We start from the raw sequence: 17450 nt of genomic DNA, 5'->3' as shown, positions 1-17450 counted from the left end.
ACGACGCCCTGGAGCCCTGGCTGGAGCACTACAACTACACTCGAGCCCACACCGCCTGCGGAGGCAAACCCCCGATCACCCGAGTGTCACCAACGTCATGACCGAGTACACCTAGGCGGTGAGCTCAGCGCTCGACCGTGCGGCGCCCCTCGAAGGCGCGGCCGAGCGTGACCTCGTCGGCGTACTCGAGGTCGCCACCGACCGGCAGGCCACTTGCGAGGCGGGAGACCTTCAGGCCCGGCTGCACGAGCAGTCGCGTGAGGTAGGTCGCGGTCGCCTCGCCCTCGAGGTTCGGGTCGGTCGCGATGATGACCTCCGTCACCGTGCCGTCCTGCAACCGGGTGAGCAGCGAGCCGATGCGCAGGTCGTCGGGGCCGATGCCGTCGATGGGGCTGATCGCGCCGCCGAGCACGTGGTAGAGGCCGCGGAATTCGCGCGTGCGCTCGATCGCGACGACGTCCTTGGCCTCCTCGACGACGCAGATCGAGGCGGGGTTGCGCCGCACGTCGCGGCAGATGGAGCACTGCGCCTCCTCCGCGACGTTGCCGCAGATCTCGCAGAACCGCACCTTCTCGCGCACGTCGACGAGCAGCTGCGCGAGCTTCGCGACGTCGAACGACTCGGTCTGCAGGATGTGGAACGCGATGCGCTGCGCCGACTTCGGGCCGATGCCGGGCAGGCGCCCGAACTCGTCGATCAAGTCTTGGATGATGCCGTCGTACACGGTTGCTCGTCTCAGGGTTCGTCGGGGCCCGGGTCGCCGGGATAGTACTCGGGCGGTGCATCCTCATCGGAGGGCGCGTCGGGGTCGTACGGCGCGGCCGGTGCTGCGGAGGGCGCGGCCGAGTCGGATACCCCGCCTGCGTCGGAAGCGCCGCCTGTCTCGGGAGCACCGACGAGCGACACTGCCGGCTCGAGCACCTCCTCGGAGAGGAACGTCGCGCCGAGCACCTCACGCACGACCGACTCGCCGTAGCGCTGCTTGCCGCCGATCTCGGAGACCGGCGCGGGCCGCGGAGTGGGCGCGATGGGCTGCTCTTCAGCGCGCGCAGGCTCGGGTTCGCTCTCGATCGCCGGCTCAGGGGTCGCAGGCTTCTCGCTCGCGCCGGGGATCGGTGCCACCGACCAGCCGGTCACCGGCGCCGAGCTCGCTGCTGGTGCCGGTGCTGGCTCGGGCGCTGGATCGGGCTGGGGCTCGGGCGCTGGATCGGGGTCGGCAGGGGGTTCTGCCGGGGCGTCGGTCGGTGCGGCAGGCTCGGGCCGGGAGGCGCGGGCGGGGGCATCCATCCGCACGAGGAACTTGACCCGCACGCCGAGCTCGCGCTGAATCGCGGAGCGCAGGTGCTCGCTCACGCTGTCGGCCGGGGACGTGCGCTCCTTGAAGCTCGCGACATCGCTCTCCGCCGTGAACGCGAGCGTCAGCACGTCGCCCTCGAGGGCGACGGGCGTGGCCGTGTAGACGACGGTCCAGGAGCTGCGGCGAATCTTCTCGACCTGACCGAGGATGCCCGGCCAGGCGGCGACGACGCGCTCGAGCGTCATCGGCCCCGCGTCGACCGGCGCGGCGGGCGCGGGTGCTGGCGCCGCTGGCTCGGGTGCCGCTGGCTCGGGTGCCGCACGCTCAGGTGCCGCAAGCTCAGACGCTACGGGCTCGGGAGCGACAGACTGCGGTGCGGTGCGCGAGACCGCAGGTGCCGGCGCTGCAGGCCCCGGCGCTGCGGGGGGTTCGGTCGCGGCGCGCGACGCGGGGGCAGCGGCAACCCCGCCGGCGATCTGCCGCTCGAGCTGCTCGACCCGCGCGAGGGCGCCTCGCGTCGACTCGTCAGCGGCGGGCACGAGCAGGCGCGCCGTCATGAGCTCGAGGTGCAGGCGCGGCGACGTCGCGCCCGTCATCTCGGTGAGGGCACGGTTGACGACGTCGGCGGCGCGGGACAGCTCGGCGGGGCCGAAGTGCCGGGCCTGAGCGCCCATGCGCTCGAGGTCGTCCTGGGGGATGCCGCGCAGAACGGCCGCGCCGTGGTCGGGCGTGGCCTGCACGACGATGAGGTCGCGCAGCCGCTCGAGCAGGTCGTCGACGAAGCGGCGAGGGTCTTGGCCGGTCTGGATGACCCGGTCGACGGCGCCGAAGGCGGCGGCGGCATCCCGGTCGGCGAGAGCGTCGACCACTTCGTCGAGAAGCGCGCCGTGCGTGTAGCCGAGGAGGGCGACCGCGCGCTCGTAGGTGACCGTGCTCTCGTCGGCGCCCGCGATGAGCTGGTCGAGCAGCGAGAGCGTGTCGCGCACCGAGCCGCCGCCGGCGCGCACGACGAGCGGCAGCACGCCCGGCTCGATCTCGACCTTCTCGCTGCGCGCGAGCTCGTCCACGTAGTCGAGCAATTGCGCGGGCGGCACGAGACGGAACGGGTAGTGGTGCGTGCGCGAGCGGATCGTGCCGATGACCTTCTCGGGCTCCGTCGTCGCGAAGATGAACTTCACGTGCTCGGGCGGCTCCTCCACGATCTTCAGGAGCGCGTTGAACCCCTGGGGCGTCACCATGTGCGCCTCGTCGAGGATGAAGATCTTGTAGCGGTCGCGCGCGGGGGCGAACACGGCGCGCTCGCGCAGGTCGCGGGCGTCGTCGACGCCGTTGTGGCTCGCCGCATCGATCTCGACGACGTCGAGCGAGCCGCCGCCCTGCCGCGAGAGCTCGACGCAGCTCGGGCACGTGCCGCACGGGGTGTCGGTGGGGCCTTCGGCGCAGTTGAGGCAGCGGGCGAGGATGCGCGCCGACGTCGTCTTGCCGCAGCCGCGCGGGCCGCTGAACAGGTAGGCGTGGTTGACCCGATCGTGCCGCAGCGCCGACCGCAGCGGATCCGTCACGTGCGACTGCCCGATGAGCTCGGCGAACGTCTCGGGGCGATAGCGACGGTAGAGGGCGGTGACCACGCCCCCAGCGTAGTCGCGACCCCCGTCGCGGATGCTCGCACTCAGGCCGCACGGAGGCTCACCTGGTCGAGTGGAGCACATGCGTATTGCCATCGCCGGAGGACACGGCCAGATCGCCCGACTGCTCGCCCGCCGACTCGTGGAGGCCGGCCACGAGCCGCTCGCCCTCATCAGGAAGCCCGAGCAGGCCGCCGACATCGAGGCCGACGGCGCGACACCCGTCGTGATCGACCTCGAGAAGACTGACGATGCCGGCCTCGCCGAAGTGCTCACGGGCTGCGATGCGGTCGTGTTCGCCGCGGGCTCCGGGCCGGGCAGCACGCCCGAGCGCAAGCTCACCGTCGACCGCGACGGCGCCATCCTGCTCGCCGATGCCGCCGTCCAGGCGGGCGTGACGCGCATGGTCGTCATCTCGTCGCGCCGCGCCGACACCTTCGACCCGGACTCCGACGACATCTTCCAGATCTACCTCAAGGCGAAGGCCGAGGCCGACGCCGCGGTGCGCGCCCACGACGACCTCGACTGGACGATCGTGCGGCCCGGCGGGCTCACCGACGACGCCGGCACCGGCCAGGTCGAGATCGGCGAGAACGTGGAGGGGAGCATCCCGCGTGCGGATGTCGCCCACCTCGTCGCCGAGCTGATCATGAGCGGCCGCGGGGTGCACCAGCAGTTCGAGGTCGTCTCGGGGCCGACGCCCATCGCCGAGCTGCCCCTGTAGCGTTCCGCGGTAGTCACTCACGCCGTTTGTGACGAGTCACGCCGAAGGTTTCGCGTGATGTGTCACTTTTGGCGTGACTGAGGTGCGGGGTCCAGGGCGACGCGGGTCAGCCGACGAGGGCGGCCGTCGCGCGCGCGATCGCGAGCTCCTCGTTCGTCGGCACCACCAGCACGGCCGGCCCCTCGCCCGCGGGCGAGATGATGCGCGGGCCACGCGCCGCGCGCTCATTGAGGAACGGGTCGACATGCAGCCCCAGGTGCCCGAGCCGGTCGATCACACGCGCGCGCAGGGCGGGGCTGTTCTCGCCGACCCCCGCCGTGAAGACGACCGCGTCGAGGCCGCCCAGCTGGGCGAGGTATGCGCCGATGTAGTGCCGGATGCGGTGGGCCCAGACGGCGAGACCGGCCTCGGCGAGCGCGTCACCGCCGGCGGCCGCATCGGTCACGTCGCGCATGTCGCCGTGACCGGTGAGACCGAGGATGCCCGAGCGCGTGTTGAGCAGCGTGTCGAGCTCGTCGACGCTCAGGCCGGCCACGCGGTGCAGGTGCACGAGCACCGCCGGGTCGAGGTCGCCCGACCGCGTGCCCATGACGAGACCCTGGAGCGGCGTGAGCCCCATCGAGGTGTCGATCGAGCGCCCGCTGTCGATCGCGGCGACGGAGGCGCCGTTGCCGAGATGCAGCACGATGAGCGTCAGCTCGTCGAGCGGGCGCCCGAGCAGGTCGGCGGCCCCGCGCGCCACGAACTCGTGACTCGTACCGTGGAACCCGTACTTGCGCACGCCGTGCCGCTCGGCCACCGCGCGATCGATCGCGTAGGTGTAGGCCTCGGCGGGCATCGACTGGTGGAAGGCCGTGTCAAACACGGCGACGTGCGGCACCGCGTGCAGAACCGTGCGGGCGGCGCGGATGCCGGCCAGGTTGGCCGGATTGTGCAGGGGGGCGAGCTCGCTCACCGCCTCGATGCCCGCCACGACGTCGTCGCTCACGAGCACGGGCTCGGTGAACGCGCTGCCGCCGTGCACAACGCGGTGACCCACCGCGTCGATGGAGGCCGCCTCGTCGCCGAGCCGGTCGAGAACCACGCGCATCCCGTGCTCGTGGTCGGCGGCGTCGCCGCCGTCCTCGCCGAGGCGCTCGAGCAGACCGGCGAGCACGACCTCGGCGCTGTCGACGTCGATGAGCTGGTACTTGATCGAGCTCGAGCCGGAGTTGACGACGAAGACGCGCATCAGGCCTCCTCGCTCTCCCCAGCAGGAACGGCGTCTCCCGTGCCGCCGAGCGTCGAGATCGGCGTCGTCGGCGGGGGCGGAGTGCGCTGCGCCTGGATCGCCGTGATCGCGACCGTGTTGACGATGTCGCTCACCAGGGCGCCGCGCGAGAGGTCGTTGACGGGCTTGCGCAGCCCCTGCAGCACGGGCCCGATCGCGACGGCGCCCGCCGAGCGCTGCACGGCCTTGTAGGTGTTGTTGCCCGTGTTGAGGTCGGGGAAGACGAACACTGTTGCTCGACCCGCGACCTCCGAGTCGGGCATCTTCGTCGCGGCGACGCTCGGCTCTGCAGCCGCGTCGTACTGAATCGGCCCCTCGATGAGCAGGTCGGGGCGGCGCTCGCGCACGAGCTTCGTCGCCGCGCGCACCTTCTCCACGTCATCGCCCGAGCCCGACTCCCCCGTCGAGTAGGAGAGCATCGCGATGCGCGGCTCGATCGCGAACTGCTGCGCGGTCGCGGCGGAGGAGATGGCGATGTCGGCGAGCTGCTCGCTCGTCGGGTCAGGGATGACCGCACAGTCGCCGTAGACGAGCACGCGATCGGCGAGGCACATGAGGAAGACGCTCGAGACGACGCTCACGCCCGGGTCAGTCTTGATGATCTCGAAGCTCGGGCGGATGGTGTGCGCCGTCGTGTGGGCGGCCCCGCTGACCATGCCGTCGGCGAGCCCCAGGTGCACCATCATCGTGCCGAAGTAGCTCACGTCGGTGACCACGTCCCGCGCGGTCTCGTAGCTGACGCCCTTGTGGGCGCGCACCCGCACGTACTCCTCGGCGAAGCGGTGCCGCAACTCCTCCTCGCGCGTGCTCGTGACCGTCGCGCTCGACAGGTCGAGCCCCAGCTCGGCCGCGCGGGCTCGCACCTCAGACTCTTCCCCGAGGATGGTCAGGTCGACGACGCCACGGCGCAGCAGCGTGCTCGCGGCGCGCAGCACACGGTCATCGTCGCCCTCGGGCAGCACGATGTGCTTGCGGTCGCCTCGCGCCCGCTCCAGCAGCTCGAACTCGAACATGAGCGGCGTCACGACCTCCGAGCGTGTGACGTCGAGCCGCGCGAGCAAGGCGTCGTGGTCGACGTGCGCCTCCCACAGCGCGAGCGCCGTGTCGTACTTGCGCTGCGAGTCGGCGGCGAGGCGCCCGCGCGCCTCCATGACGCGCAGCACGAGGTCGTAGGTTCCCGCGCCGCTGCGAATGATTGGCAGGGCAGGGTCGAGCCCGTCGACGAGCGACTGCACGGAGGCGGGTGTCTCGAAACCGCCGTACAGGATGACCGCCGCCACGCTCGGAAAGGTTTCACTCTCGTGCGCCATGAGCACGGCCAGCAGCACCTCCGACCGGTCGCCCGGAACGAGCACGACCGCCCCCTCGGTGAGTCGCGGCAGCACGTTCTCCATGGACATGCCCGCGACGACAACGCCGAGCACCTCCCGGCCGAGGAGCGCCTCGTCACCGCGGAGGAACTCGCCGTCGCAGGCCGCGATGACGCTCGCGACCGTCGGGGCGATGAGGTACGGGTCTTCGGGGATCACACTCACGAGGGCCTCGGGGGCGACCGCCTGCACTGCCGCGGTGATCGGGTCGGTGAGCGCAGCATCCGCCCGATTGATGATGACCGAGAGCAGTTGCGCGTGCTCGTGCTCGAGCTCGGCGACGGCGACCTCGGCGACGCGGCGCACGTCGTCGGCCGAGCGCGGGCCGCTCTCGGCGAGGCCGCGGCCGCCGGACGCGCCGGAGAGCCGACCGCCGAGAACGAGCACGACGGGCGCGCCCAGGTTCGCGGCGACGCGGGCGTTGAACGAGAGTTCGGTGGGGCTCGCGACGTCGGTGTAGTCGCTGCCGACGATGACGACGGCGTCGCTACGCCGCTCGATGGCCTTGAACCGCTCGACGATGACGGCGAGCGCCGCCTCCTGGTCGGCGTGCACCTCGTCGTAGCCGACGCCGATGCAGTCGTCGTAGTCGAGGTTCACGCCGTCGTGGCCGAGCAGCACCTCGAGCACGTAGTCGCGCTCCTCGCGCGAGCGGGCGACCGGGCGGAACACGCCGACCCGTTGCACCCGGTGACTGAGCGTGTCGACGAGGCCGAGGGCGACGGTCGACTTGCCCGAGTTGCCCTCGACGGACGTGACGTAGATGCTGCGCGACATTGCCCCCAGCCTAGGCGCGAGGACTCCGCGGCGCCTGGGCCTTTCGGCCCCGAAGCGGGCGGCGTTAACGCGAAGGACCCCCCGCGCACCCGCCAGAGCCCGGTTACCCTTGCTGCGTTTCCGCCCTGGGGGAGTTGGCCTGGATGGCGCCACGCGGGGAGCCGTCGTCGAGTTTACCGGTAGGATCGCTGACGTTGTTCCGTCTCGGCGGAATGCGCCTGGAGGATTCGCCTAGTGGCCTATGGCGCACGCTTGGAAAGCGTGTTGAGTGCAAGCTCTCAGGGGTTCGAATCCCCTATCCTCCGCCATTTCTCGCGTCTCCCCTCGCGACCGTCGAGGGGCCGTAGCCGGCCCTCGCCGCTCATCGCGGGATCGTCGATCGGTGCTCCCCGCGAGTCGCCAGCCGGGTAGCCAGCACTGCCCGTGCGTGACATGAGCGCCGCATGATGTATCGTTTTTCGATAGTTATCCACTGACTATCGATAGGACCACGATGCACCGTCTCACGATCGTTTCTCTCAAGGCGCTCATCGCCGTGCTGCTCGCGCTCCTGCTGATCTGCCAGACCGTGGTCGTGCCGACCATCGCCGCGAACATGGCCGCGATGCTGCCCCCGCTCGCCTACCTGCAGTGGCCCGGCGTCATCGCCGCCGCCGTCTTCGTGCTGTGCCTGCAGGTGACGCTCGTGTGCGTGTGGCGCATGCTCTCACTCGTGCGCGAGGGCATCATCTTCAACCCGCGCGCGTTCCGCTACGTGGACGTGATCCTGGGTTCGATCATCCTCGCGACGATTATCGTGCTCGGTTCGCTCATCACCATCTCGAACGCGCAGGCCGGCTCACCCTCGATCGCCCTGCTCGGCGTGCTCGGCATCATCGTCGGCAGCATGCTCGCGCTCCTCGTCGTCGTGCTGCGCGGTCTCCTGAGGCAGGCCTCGCAGCTCGAGAGCGACCTGGCCGAGGTGGTCTGATGCCGATCATCATCAACCTCGACGTTCAGCTGGCGAAGAAGAAGATGTCGGTCGGCGACTTCGCCGCCGCGATCGACATCACCCCCGCGAACGTCGCAGTGCTCAAGAACGGCCGGGCGAAGGCCGTCCGATTCTCGACCCTCGACGCGATCTGCCGCGTGCTCGAGTGCCAGCCGGGGGACATCCTCGTCTGGACGCCGGACGGCGAGGAGGACCCCTCGTGAGCGACGTGACCGCGCAGCGGGCCCGCACCGTCCACTGGACATCGAGCACGGTCTCTCGGCTGCGCGATACGGCGCTGTGCCCCGTGTGCACGCGTCGACTGACCGCGGGAGTCTGCTCGACCTGCGGCGCAGATCTGCGAGGCGACGACGGCGTCGAGGTCTGGCGGCACGCGTCGGCCGCGGCGGATGCCCTCACCGCCCTGCAGGCCTCGGTCGGGCGCGTGCCGCGCCGCCCGACGCCGGTCGCGAGCCCGCCCGCGCGGGTGACCGCCGCCGTCGACAGGGTGGGCGCATCCCCCACACCCGCGGTCTCACGGCAGCAGCCAGCGCGCGCGAGCACGACGGTGCAGTCGGTGCTCGCGATCGCCGGCGCCGCACTCGTCGGGCTCGCCGCCGTGATCTTCACCCTGCTGAACCCCGACCTCACCGATCCGGTGGCCCGCGGCAGCGTGCTCGTCGTCGCGAGCCTGCTGTTCTGGGGCGGCGCGCCGCTCCTCATGCGGCGCGCACTGCGCGTGTCGGCCGAATCCGTGGCGGCTCTCGCCCTCGTCTTCGCAGGCCTCGCGGCCTCCGTTCTGCTGCCGGTCGTGGCCGCCCGTGCCGACACCGAGGCGGTGCTCACGCTCGTCGCGCTCGTCGGCGGATCCCTCGCCCTCGCCCTCGGCGTGCGCACGCGCATGAGGGTCTGGATGCTCGCCGGCAGCACGTCGCTCACCCTCGTTCCCCTGCTCGCGAGCGCGGCGATCGGCGGCACGCTCGCCACCCTGTGGGGGCCGCTCGGCACGAGTGCCGCAGCCCTCGCGCTGCTGGAGGCCGGCGCGGTTCTCGAGCGTCGACGCTCGACGGTGCTGCTCGTCGAGCGCGTCGTGCTCGTGGGCCTGCAGGCGGTCGGGTTCGTCGCGCTCGCCGCGGCCGCGTTCGTCGCGATCGTCGACCCGCCATCGGCGTGGCTCGCCGCCGCCGCAGCCGTCCTGGGCGCCGGCGCGGTTACCGGCCGTAGCGCCCCGCACACCCTCCGTCGCCTGTGGAGCTTCGCTGCCGGGGCGAGCGTGCCCCTCGGGTTCGCCACAGCATCCTTCGCTCTCGACCTCAGCGCGGTCGGCGGCGAGCCCGCGCGCGTCGCGCTCGTACCCCTGGCGACCGTCATCGGCCTGCTGTCGCTGACCGTGACGCTCTCGGCGCGGGGCCGCGTGCGTCGCCCCGCGGCGCTGACGGGCGCGACGAGCGTCGTCTCGCTCGCGATCGCCCCCGCGGCGCTGCTCGCCGCGAGCGGGGCGCTCTCCACGCTCCTCGCCGCGGATCGGATGAGTGACGATGCGGTCGGTGCGCAAGCGAGTGTCGCGGCCGTCGCGGCGCTCGTCATGCTGAGCGCGGGTCTCGCCACCCACTCGGGGATTCTGAGCCGCCGGGCGAGTCGGGCGCCACGCGCCGTGGGAGTGCTGCGTGCCCTCGCCTGGTGGGCGCTCGCCCTCGCCGGCCTCGGCGCGCTCGGGCTCACGATCGTCGACCCGGGTGCTCGCGCGGCCTGGGCCCTCGTGCTCGCCACGCTCAGCGCCGTCGTGCTCACGGGCCCCGAACGAGTGCGACGCGCGCCGATCGCGCAGCGACTTCCCATCGTGATCGCCGCGCACCTCGCGGTGCTCCTGGCCGTGTCGCTGTCGTGGCAGTCGACCGCCCTGGCCGTCGCCCTCGGCGTCGCCGCACTCATCAGCCTCGCCACCCTCACGCGCACGGTTCCCCTGGTCGCGCGCTCAGCGCATCTTGCCGTCGGCTACAGCTACGCGCTCGTGCTCGTCTCCTCCGCTCTGTCGCTCGCGTCGGTCGAGGGGCCCGCGCGACTCAGTCTCACCGCGACCGTCGGACTGCTCGGCGCCATCGCCGCGACCTTCCTCCGCCGCGTCGATGCCGCGCGCTGGATCACAGTGCTCGTCGTCGCCTCCGTTCCCTTCGCGATCGCGGTGGGGCTCGTGGTCGTGGAGCGCAACGGATGGGTCGCCCTCTCCACGGCGACGATGCTCGTGCTCGCGGTGAGTCTGCTCATCACCCGCCGACCCGGCCTCGGCATCGTGATCAGGGTTCTCGCCGCCGCCCTCATCGTGCCGTCGATCGCTGTCGTGCTCGTCAATGCCGGTGCGGCGCTCCTGGTCTTGAGCGGCTCACCGGTCGTCCTGCCGGCGATCGCCCTCGTCGTCGCCGTCACCCTGCCGCTGCTGCCCCGCATCACGGCGGCGCTGCGGCACCGAGGTCTGCCCGACGCCCACGGTCGAGCCGTCGGCCTGGCCATCGAGGCGACGACACTGCTCACGGCGGCGATCGCCGTGCTGCTGTGCTTCGCGCGAGAGGCGGCCGGCGCACCCACCGCCGCGATCGTGCTGGCCATCGTCGCGATGGGTGCCGCTGGTGCGGCCTCGGTGCGTCGCCTCCCCGCCTACTGGTGGATGTTCGGCGCGGCCGCGACGGCATCGCTGTGGTCGCTCTGGCTCGCGCTCGGAGTCACGTCGCTCGAAGCGCACGTGCTGCCCCCCGCGCTCGTGGCCGCGGTGGTCGCCGTCGTGCTCACCGCGCGCGGCGCCCCGCAGCCTGCCCTGCTCGCGGGCGCGCTGCTCGCCGCGATCGTGCCCCTGCTCGTCGCCCTCGGCGCCTCCGCGGAGGCGCAGCCCGCGCGGGCCCTCGGGCTCCTCGCCGCCGCCGTCGCGCTCACCGGGCTCGGGGCGGGCATCCGCGCCAGTGCGCTCGGGAGCGGCCGTCTGCGCGTGCTCTCCGCCCCCACGCTCATCGCCGCGATCGTCGCCGGATCCGCCGGAGGTCTTCAGGCGGCACGGCTCGGGCTGCGCGTAGACGTGGTCGAGACCGCCCTGCCGCTCATCGCCGTCGTCGCGATCGTGGCGCTTGCCGGTTCGGTCACGATGGGCATCGCGGGGCTCGTGATCACGCAGAGTCGCGACGCCGCCATGCGCCGCTGGTCGCTCGTGCCGGCCCTCACGGTCGCGACCGCGGCGATGGGAACGGCCGTCGAGTACGACGTCTCATCTCCGTGGTTCGACCTGACCGTCGTGGTTCTCTGGTCGCTCATGATGGCGCTCCTCGTGCTGATGGTCGTCGCCGTCGACCGCAGCACTCGCGGTGCGACGGTGCTGCCGCATGCCGGGGTGCTCTTCGCGCTCGCTCTCGCGACCTCGATCGTCGCGTGGAGCCCGCGAGAGTTCCTCCGGGTCGAGGCGTTCTCGTTGCCCCTCGGCATCATGCTGCTCGCGGCCGGGGTGATCGCGCTGCGGAGTGCGACGGCGCACGACCCCGCTCCCCTGCGTCACTGGCCGAGGGGGCGCACGGGCTCCTGGCCGCTCCTCGCGCCGGGGCTCGTCGTGCTCGTGCTCGCGTCGATTCTGGCGACGGCGACCGACCCGCAGACCTGGCGCGCAGTGCTCGTCATGGCGATCGCGCTCATGATGATCCTCGTGGGGGTGCGGTGGCGGCTCGCGGCGCCGTTCGTGCTCGGCATACTCGTGCTGCCGCTCGAGAACGTGCTCGCCTTCTCGGTGCAGATCGGGCGCGGCATCGAGGCGATGCCGTGGTGGATCACCCTCGCCGTTGTCGGCCTCGTGCTGCTCGTCATCGCCGTCGGCTCGGAGCGACGCGGTAGCGGAGGGGGCGCGCCGCTCGCGCGGCTGCGCGATCTGGCGTGAGGATATCGGCGAGCGCGCCCCGACTCAGCGGCGTCCGAGAGTGCCGAAGATGCCGCGCACGACCTCGCGCACGATCGTCTGACCCGCACGCGAGCCGAGGATGTCGCCGATCCCGCCCGCGCTACCGCCGCTGCGCCGGGAGGACGAGCGCCGCGTGGTCGTGCGCGTCGTCGTGCGGTCCTTCTTCTGCAGGTCTCGCAGGGCGCGCTCGTACTCCTCCTGCGCACGATCCTTGACTGTCGCCGCCTCGGCTTGCTGCTCGAGCCGCTGCCGCTCCGCCTCGCGAGCGGCCTCCGCCTCGGCGGCCGCATTCATGCGCGCGGCGAGCAGCTCGCGCGCCGACTCGTTGTCGACCGCCGTGCCGTACTGCGCAAGTAGGGGCGATGCGGCGATCGTCGACTCGATGAGGGCCTCCGGCGCAGGATCCATGGATCCCTGCGGTGCCCGCAGGCGAGTCCACGCCACGGGTGACGGGGCGCCCTTCTCATTCATGACGGTCACGATGGCCTCACCGATTCCCAAGGTCGTGAGCACCTCACCGAGGTCGTACCCGGAGGTCGGATAGGTCGAGATCGTGGCCTTGAGGGCCTTGGCCGCGTCGGGCGTGTGAGCGCGCAGCTGGTGCTGCACTCGCGAGCCGAGCTGCGCGAGCACATCGCTCGGCACATCCTTCGGCGTCTGCGTGACGAAGAAGATGCCGACGCCCTTCGAACGGATGAGCCGGACGGTCTGGGTGATGGCCGCGAGGAAGTCCTTCGACGCATCCTTGAACAGCAGGTGCGCTTCGTCGAAGAAGAACACGAGCTTCGGCTTCTCCAGGTCGCCGACCTCGGGGAGGTCATTGAACAGGTCGGCGAGCAGCCACATGAGGAACGTCGAGAACAGCGCGGGCTTGTCGTGCACGCCCGGCACCTCGAGCAGGCTGACGATGCCCTGCCCCTCGGCCGTCGTGCGCAGGAAGTGCGCGGTGTCGAACTCGGGCTCGCCGAAGAACACGTCGGCGCCATCGGCGGCGAAGGTGATGAGCTCGCGCAGGATCACGCCGGCGGTCGCCTTGTTGAGCCCGCCCAGCTCGGCGAGCTCGGCCTTGCCCTCGTCACTCGTGAGGTGTTGGATGACGGCGCGCAGGTCGGCGAGGTCGACGAGCGGCAGCCCCTCCTGGTCGGCGAAGTGGAAGACGAGGGCGAGGCTCGACTCCTGCGTCTCGTTGAGGCCGAGCACCTTGGCCAGCATGAGATGCCCGAAGCTCGAGACGGTCGCACGAATCGGCACGCCGTGGCCGATGCCGCCGAGGCAGTAGAACTCGGTGGGGTGGCCGGTGGGCTGCCAGCGCTGCCCGATGCCCTCGGTGCGCGCGAGGAGCTTCTCGCTCGGCTCGCCGGGGGCCGCGATGCCGCTCAGGTCGCCCTTGATGTCGGCCGCGAAGACCGGCACCCCGGCGGCGCTCAGCTGCTCGGCGAGCACCTGCAGCGTCTTCGTCTTGCCAGTGCCCGTCGCGCCGGCGACGAGACCGTGCCGGTTCGTCATGGCGATCGGGATGCGCACGGGAACGTCCGCGCGCGCGTCGCCGTTCACGAGCGCCCCCATCTCGAGCACCGCTCCCTCCGTGACGTAGCCAGCGCGGACCGCGTCGACCTCGCTCTCGTCGAGCGGGCCGAGTGTCGGTGAGGGCACAGGGGCCTCCTCAGCCGATGCCGAGGCGGACTCCTCCGCCTGGGCAGTCGCCGCAGCGAGGGCCGCTTCGGCCTCGGCGAGAGCCTTCTTCGCGGCCGCGACCGCATCGTGCGCATCCGTCATGGGATCAGCCTAAACCGGCTGCGGCCCGTCACTCGAGCGCGAGACGCCTGCCCGCCTCGCGGGCCCAGTGCAGGGGGTCGGCGAGCGAGGCGGCGACCGACCCGGCGAGCTCGGAGAGCGAGACGACGCCGTCGAAACCGACCGGCGGCGCGTCAACGAGACCGGCGACGAGCGCGCACCGCACCCCGCTCGATCGCGCGAGCCTCGCCACCTCGACGGGAGCCTTGCCGCCCGCCGACTGGCCGTCGAAGCGGCCCTCGCCCGTGATGACGAGGTCGGCGCCCACGATCGACGCGGGAAGGCCGATCGTCTCGGCGATGGCCCGCGCACCGGAGCTCATCGTGGCGCCCCAGGCGAGCATCCCGAAGCCGGTGCCGCCTGCAGCGCCCGCTCCCGGCGTCTCGGGAAGCGCCCCGCCGGGGTTCTCGACCAGGGCGTCGGCTAAGCGCGCGAGAGCAGATTCGGCCGCGCCGGCGCGGCCGGCCGTCACGCCCTTCTGCGGGCCGAAGACCGCGATCGCTCCACGGTCGCCGAGGAGGGGGTTGTCGACATCGCTCAGCAGCACGGCGCCGCCGGCGGGGAGAGGGGCGAGGGATGCCCAGTCCACTGCCGCGATGCGCGCGAGCCCCGCGTTGCCGAGCGGCACGGCCGCACCGCGCTCATCGAGCAGGCGCACACCGAGTGCCGTGAGGGCCCCCGCGCCGCCGTCGCTCGACGAGCTGCCGCCGAGCGCCAGCAGCAGGCGGTCGACTCCATGGTCGAGCGTAGCGCGGATCGCCTGACCGAAGCCGAGCGTGTGGGCGGTCTGCGGCTCGAGCTCATCGAGCAGTTCGAGGCCCGAGCACAGGGCCAGCTCGACGAGGCCGGTGCGCGTGCCATCGGGCTGCTCGAGCAGGAGCCACTCGGCCGACACCGGGTGGCCGTGCGGGCCCGTGACCGCGACCGGCATGCGGGTGGAGCCAGCGGTGGCCGCGGCGACGGCATCGAGCGTGCCCTCGCCGCCGTCGGCCATGGGTGCGAGCACGACCTCGTCGTCGGGGCGGGCCTCCCGCCAGCCCTCTGCGAGCGCCGCGGCGACAGCGGCCGCGGAGGCGGAGCCCTTGAAGGAGTCGGGGGCGACGATGACCCGCACTACATGCCCCAGGCAGCGAGCTGGGCGTTATGGAAGACTCCGCGCGGGTCCCACCGCTCGCGCAAGGCCGTGAAGTCAGCCCAGCGCGGGTACGCACGCCCAAGCAGCTCCGGGTCGGCGGTGAACACCTTGCCCCAGTGCGTCCGCGCGTCGAACGGCGCGAGCGCGGCCTCGATCGTGAGCACGAGTGCGCGCACAGCGGGCTCGTCACGACGCCACGTGAAGTGGATGCCGATGGTGTCGCGCCCGTAGGCCCCTGAGAGCCACAGCTCGTCGGCGCGAATACTGCGGATCTCGCTCACGTACAGCAGCGCCTGCAGCCGCGACCCGAGGGCGCGCACGGCGTGGAGCGCGTCGGCGGCGCGATCGCGAGGTACGAAGAACTCCGACTGCAGCTCTTCCCCGTGCGAGGGCGTGAACTCGGCACGGAAGTGCGGCAGGCGCTCGAACCACGGGCCTGGCACCCCGGTCTGGTCGGTGCAGTTCTCGGCGGGACCGCCGGGGAGGGGATGCCCGGCCTCGCCGGCCCGGTGCGCTCCCGGCAGGGCGGCCGGGACGCTCTCCCCCCGCGTCTTGCGCCACACCTGATCGATGCGCTCGGCATCCGCCCACCGGGTGAACAGGCTCACGCTGTCGGCAGAGCCCATGACCGCGTCGAGATCGTCGAGCGCGGTGTCCCACGGCAGCCCGCGGTCGACGACCTGGGTCATGCAATAGCTCGGCTCGACCGCGAACTCGACGCGCGTCACGATGCCGAGGGACCCGAGCGCGACGACGGCTCCCGCGAAGTCGGGGTCGCCGCGTCGAACGGTGACGAGGTCGCCGTCGGCGCGGAGGATGTCGAGGGCCACGACGGCATCGGAGAGCGAGCCCGCGGCGTCGCCCGAGCCGTGCGTGCCCGTCGCGATGGCGCCGGCGACGGTGATGTGCGGCAGCGATGCCATAGCCCCGAGTGCCCATCCCGCCGCGTCGAGTTCGCGCGCGGCCTCGGCATACCGCATGCCGGCGGGAACGGATGCCGTGCCCCGCTCCGCGTGCACGGTCACCGACCCGGGCAACGCCTCGACGGAGACCATGAGGTCGTCGCTGTCGGCGAGCGCCGAGAACGTGTGGCGCGAACCGACGGCGCGCACGCGCGACGCCGACTGCACGAGCTCGGCGAGCTCTTCGACAGTCGTCGGCTCGGCGAAGCGCGGCGCGCGCAACTCGACGTTGCCCGCCCAGTTGCGGCCGGCGGGAGTGGAGGAGGTCACTCCACGACCCTACGCGGGCTCGCGCTCCTCGAGACCCCAGGGCTGGCCGTAGCCGCCCTCGCTCTCGGGCGCGGCCATGAGGTCGAGGAAGGGCTGGGCGTCGAAGGCTTCAGGGCCGAGCACGCCGGCGCCGTTCCACGCCCCGGTCGCGAGCAGCTCGAGCGCGATGACGGGGTTGAGAGCGGTCTGCCACACGACGCACTGAGCCTCGTACTCGGCCATCGTCCACTCGTTGTCGCTCACGTGGTAGAGGTACACCTCGCGCGGCTGGCCGTCCTTGCCCGTGCCCGTGACCCACATGCCGGCGCAGGTCTTGCCGGTCATGCGGGGGCCGAGCGTGGCCGGGTCGGGCAGACCGGCCGCGACGACGTCGCGCGGCGACACCATGACGGGCCCATCGGCCGAACGCACGCGAATCGGCGCGGTCTTGTCGAGCCCCAGCTGGTTGAGGGTCTTGAGAATGCCGATGAACTCGTCACCGAGCCCGTACTTGAAGGTCACGCGCTTCGCGTCGAGCCAGCGCGGCATGAGCAGCACCTCTTCGTGCTCGACGTTGACGCACTCGACCGGGCCGATGCCCTCGGGGAACTCGAAGACCTCGGGCTCGCTGAACGGCGGCGTCGTGAACCAGCCGGTGCCCTTCTCCCAGATGACCGGCGGGTTGAGGCATTCCTCGATCGTGGTCCAGATCGAGAACGAGGGGGCGAAGATTTCGTTGCCCTCGTCGTCGCGCACCACGAGGTTGGCGCCGTCGCGCGTGCCGAGCTCGTCGACCTCGCTGAACAGGTGGTCGACGGCGTAGCGGGCGAACACGTCGCTCAGTCCGGGCTCGACGCCCATGCCGACGAGGGCGAGGCGGCCGGCGCCCTCCCACTCGTCGGTGACGGCGAACTGCTCGTCACCGAGCTTCACGCCCGTCTTCGCATAGGGCTCGTCGGCGTGCGGCTGCGACAGGCTCATCGCCATGTCCATGTAATCCGCGCCCGCGGCCTTCGCGCCCTCGAAGATCGGCATGACGAACTTCGGCTCGACAGCGTTCATGACGTGGGTCGCGCCGTGCTCGCGCGCGACCTTCTCGACGACGGCCGGGTCGGATGCGTCGATCTGCGCGGCGACGAAGCGGTCACCCTGGGGGCCGTGCTTCGCTTCGATCCAGGCGATCGTGCGCTCGGCGCGGGTCACGTCGTAGTCGCTCACGATCATGGTCTCGAAGAACGAGCGGCGGGCGGCGATCTTCGCGATGGCGTCTCCGACGCCACCGGCGCCGACAAGGAGGATTCTCATGGCCTCATGTTATCCATGTGGACAATTCAGTGCTAGAGGGATGC

General features: G+C 71.9%; 12 protein-coding genes, 1 tRNA gene and 1 other RNA gene. 5 read left to right on the top strand and 9 right to left on the bottom strand.

Going from position 1 to position 17450, the window contains the following annotated elements; genetic code table 11:
* Positions 1-124: 124 nt before the first annotated feature.
* Both recR and FK219_RS11270 read right to left on the bottom strand, forming a co-directional pair.
* Complete coding sequence (gene recR, locus FK219_RS11275; RefSeq protein ID WP_152584025.1) at positions 125-724, bottom strand: recombination mediator RecR; 600 nt, start codon at positions 722-724, stop codon at positions 125-127.
* Between the two features lie 11 nt (positions 725-735).
* Positions 736-2925: a DNA polymerase III subunit gamma and tau gene (locus FK219_RS11270; RefSeq protein WP_328821686.1), complete on the bottom strand. Its 2190-nt coding sequence runs from the start codon at positions 2923-2925 to the stop codon at positions 736-738.
* A 79-nt stretch (positions 2926-3004) separates the two neighbouring features.
* Here FK219_RS11270 and FK219_RS11265 point away from each other — a divergent pair, with 79 nt between their 5' ends.
* Positions 3005-3646 carry an SDR family oxidoreductase gene (locus tag FK219_RS11265; protein WP_152584024.1) on the top strand — a complete coding sequence of 214 codons (642 nt, stop codon included), beginning with the start codon at positions 3005-3007 and terminating at the stop codon, positions 3644-3646.
* Between the two features lie 106 nt (positions 3647-3752).
* Here FK219_RS11265 and FK219_RS11260 read toward each other — a convergent pair whose 3' ends face one another.
* From FK219_RS11260 to ffs, 3 genes are all read right to left on the bottom strand, one after another.
* Positions 3753-4880 (bottom strand): acetate kinase, encoded by a 1128-nt coding sequence (locus FK219_RS11260; protein WP_152584023.1) that lies wholly within the window; start codon positions 4878-4880, stop codon positions 3753-3755.
* Entirely contained in the window at positions 4877-7063 is a 2187-nt protein-coding gene (gene pta / locus FK219_RS11255) for a phosphate acetyltransferase (protein WP_152584022.1), read from the bottom strand. The genes FK219_RS11260 and pta overlap by 4 nt, the downstream gene beginning before the upstream one ends.
* A gap of 69 nt (positions 7064-7132) precedes the next feature.
* An RNA gene (gene ffs, locus FK219_RS11250) (signal recognition particle sRNA small type) lies at positions 7133-7229 on the bottom strand.
* A gap of 54 nt (positions 7230-7283) precedes the next feature.
* Between ffs and FK219_RS11245 the strand changes: the two genes are divergently transcribed.
* From FK219_RS11245 to FK219_RS11230, 4 genes are all read left to right on the top strand, one after another.
* Positions 7284-7371, top strand: a tRNA-Ser gene (locus FK219_RS11245).
* Between the two features lie 185 nt (positions 7372-7556).
* Entirely contained in the window at positions 7557-8033 is a 477-nt protein-coding gene (locus FK219_RS11240; protein WP_152584021.1) for a DUF2975 domain-containing protein, read from the top strand.
* Positions 8033-8257 carry a helix-turn-helix domain-containing protein gene (locus FK219_RS11235; protein WP_152584020.1) on the top strand — a complete coding sequence of 75 codons (225 nt, stop codon included), beginning with the start codon at positions 8033-8035 and terminating at the stop codon, positions 8255-8257. The genes FK219_RS11240 and FK219_RS11235 overlap by 1 nt, the downstream gene beginning before the upstream one ends.
* The gene (locus FK219_RS11230; RefSeq protein WP_152584019.1) at positions 8254-11940 is read left to right on the top strand and encodes an SCO7613 C-terminal domain-containing membrane protein; all 3687 of its coding nucleotides are present in this window, start codon (positions 8254-8256) and stop codon (positions 11938-11940) included. The genes FK219_RS11235 and FK219_RS11230 overlap by 4 nt, the downstream gene beginning before the upstream one ends.
* A 24-nt stretch (positions 11941-11964) precedes the next feature.
* Here the strand turns inward: FK219_RS11230 and FK219_RS11225 are convergent, their stop codons facing one another.
* From FK219_RS11225 to FK219_RS11210, 4 genes are read right to left on the bottom strand one after another with little or no spacing between them, the layout of a single operon-like run.
* Positions 11965-13737, bottom strand: coding sequence for a helicase HerA-like domain-containing protein (locus FK219_RS11225; protein WP_152584018.1), 1773 nt, complete (start codon positions 13735-13737; stop codon positions 11965-11967).
* A 28-nt stretch (positions 13738-13765) separates the two neighbouring features.
* A complete protein-coding gene (locus FK219_RS11220) occupies positions 13766-14869 on the bottom strand; it encodes a glycerate kinase (RefSeq protein ID WP_152584017.1) in 1104 nt (367 codons plus the stop codon).
* Positions 14869-16122, bottom strand: a complete 1254-nt coding sequence (locus FK219_RS11215) for an FAD-binding protein (RefSeq protein WP_152584016.1) — start codon at positions 16120-16122, stop codon at positions 14869-14871. The genes FK219_RS11220 and FK219_RS11215 overlap by 1 nt, the downstream gene beginning before the upstream one ends.
* A gap of 9 nt (positions 16123-16131) precedes the next feature.
* A complete protein-coding gene (locus FK219_RS11210) occupies positions 16132-17406 on the bottom strand; it encodes a saccharopine dehydrogenase family protein (RefSeq protein WP_152584015.1) in 1275 nt (424 codons plus the stop codon).
* Between the last annotated feature and the right edge of the window lie 44 nt (positions 17407-17450).

The organism is Microcella pacifica (assembly GCF_009371975.2).
Taxonomy (GTDB): Bacteria; Actinomycetota; Actinomycetes; order Actinomycetales; family Microbacteriaceae; genus Microcella; species Microcella pacifica.
Note: the sequence above shows the minus strand (reverse complement) of the source record. Positions and strands in the feature narration are given on the sequence as shown.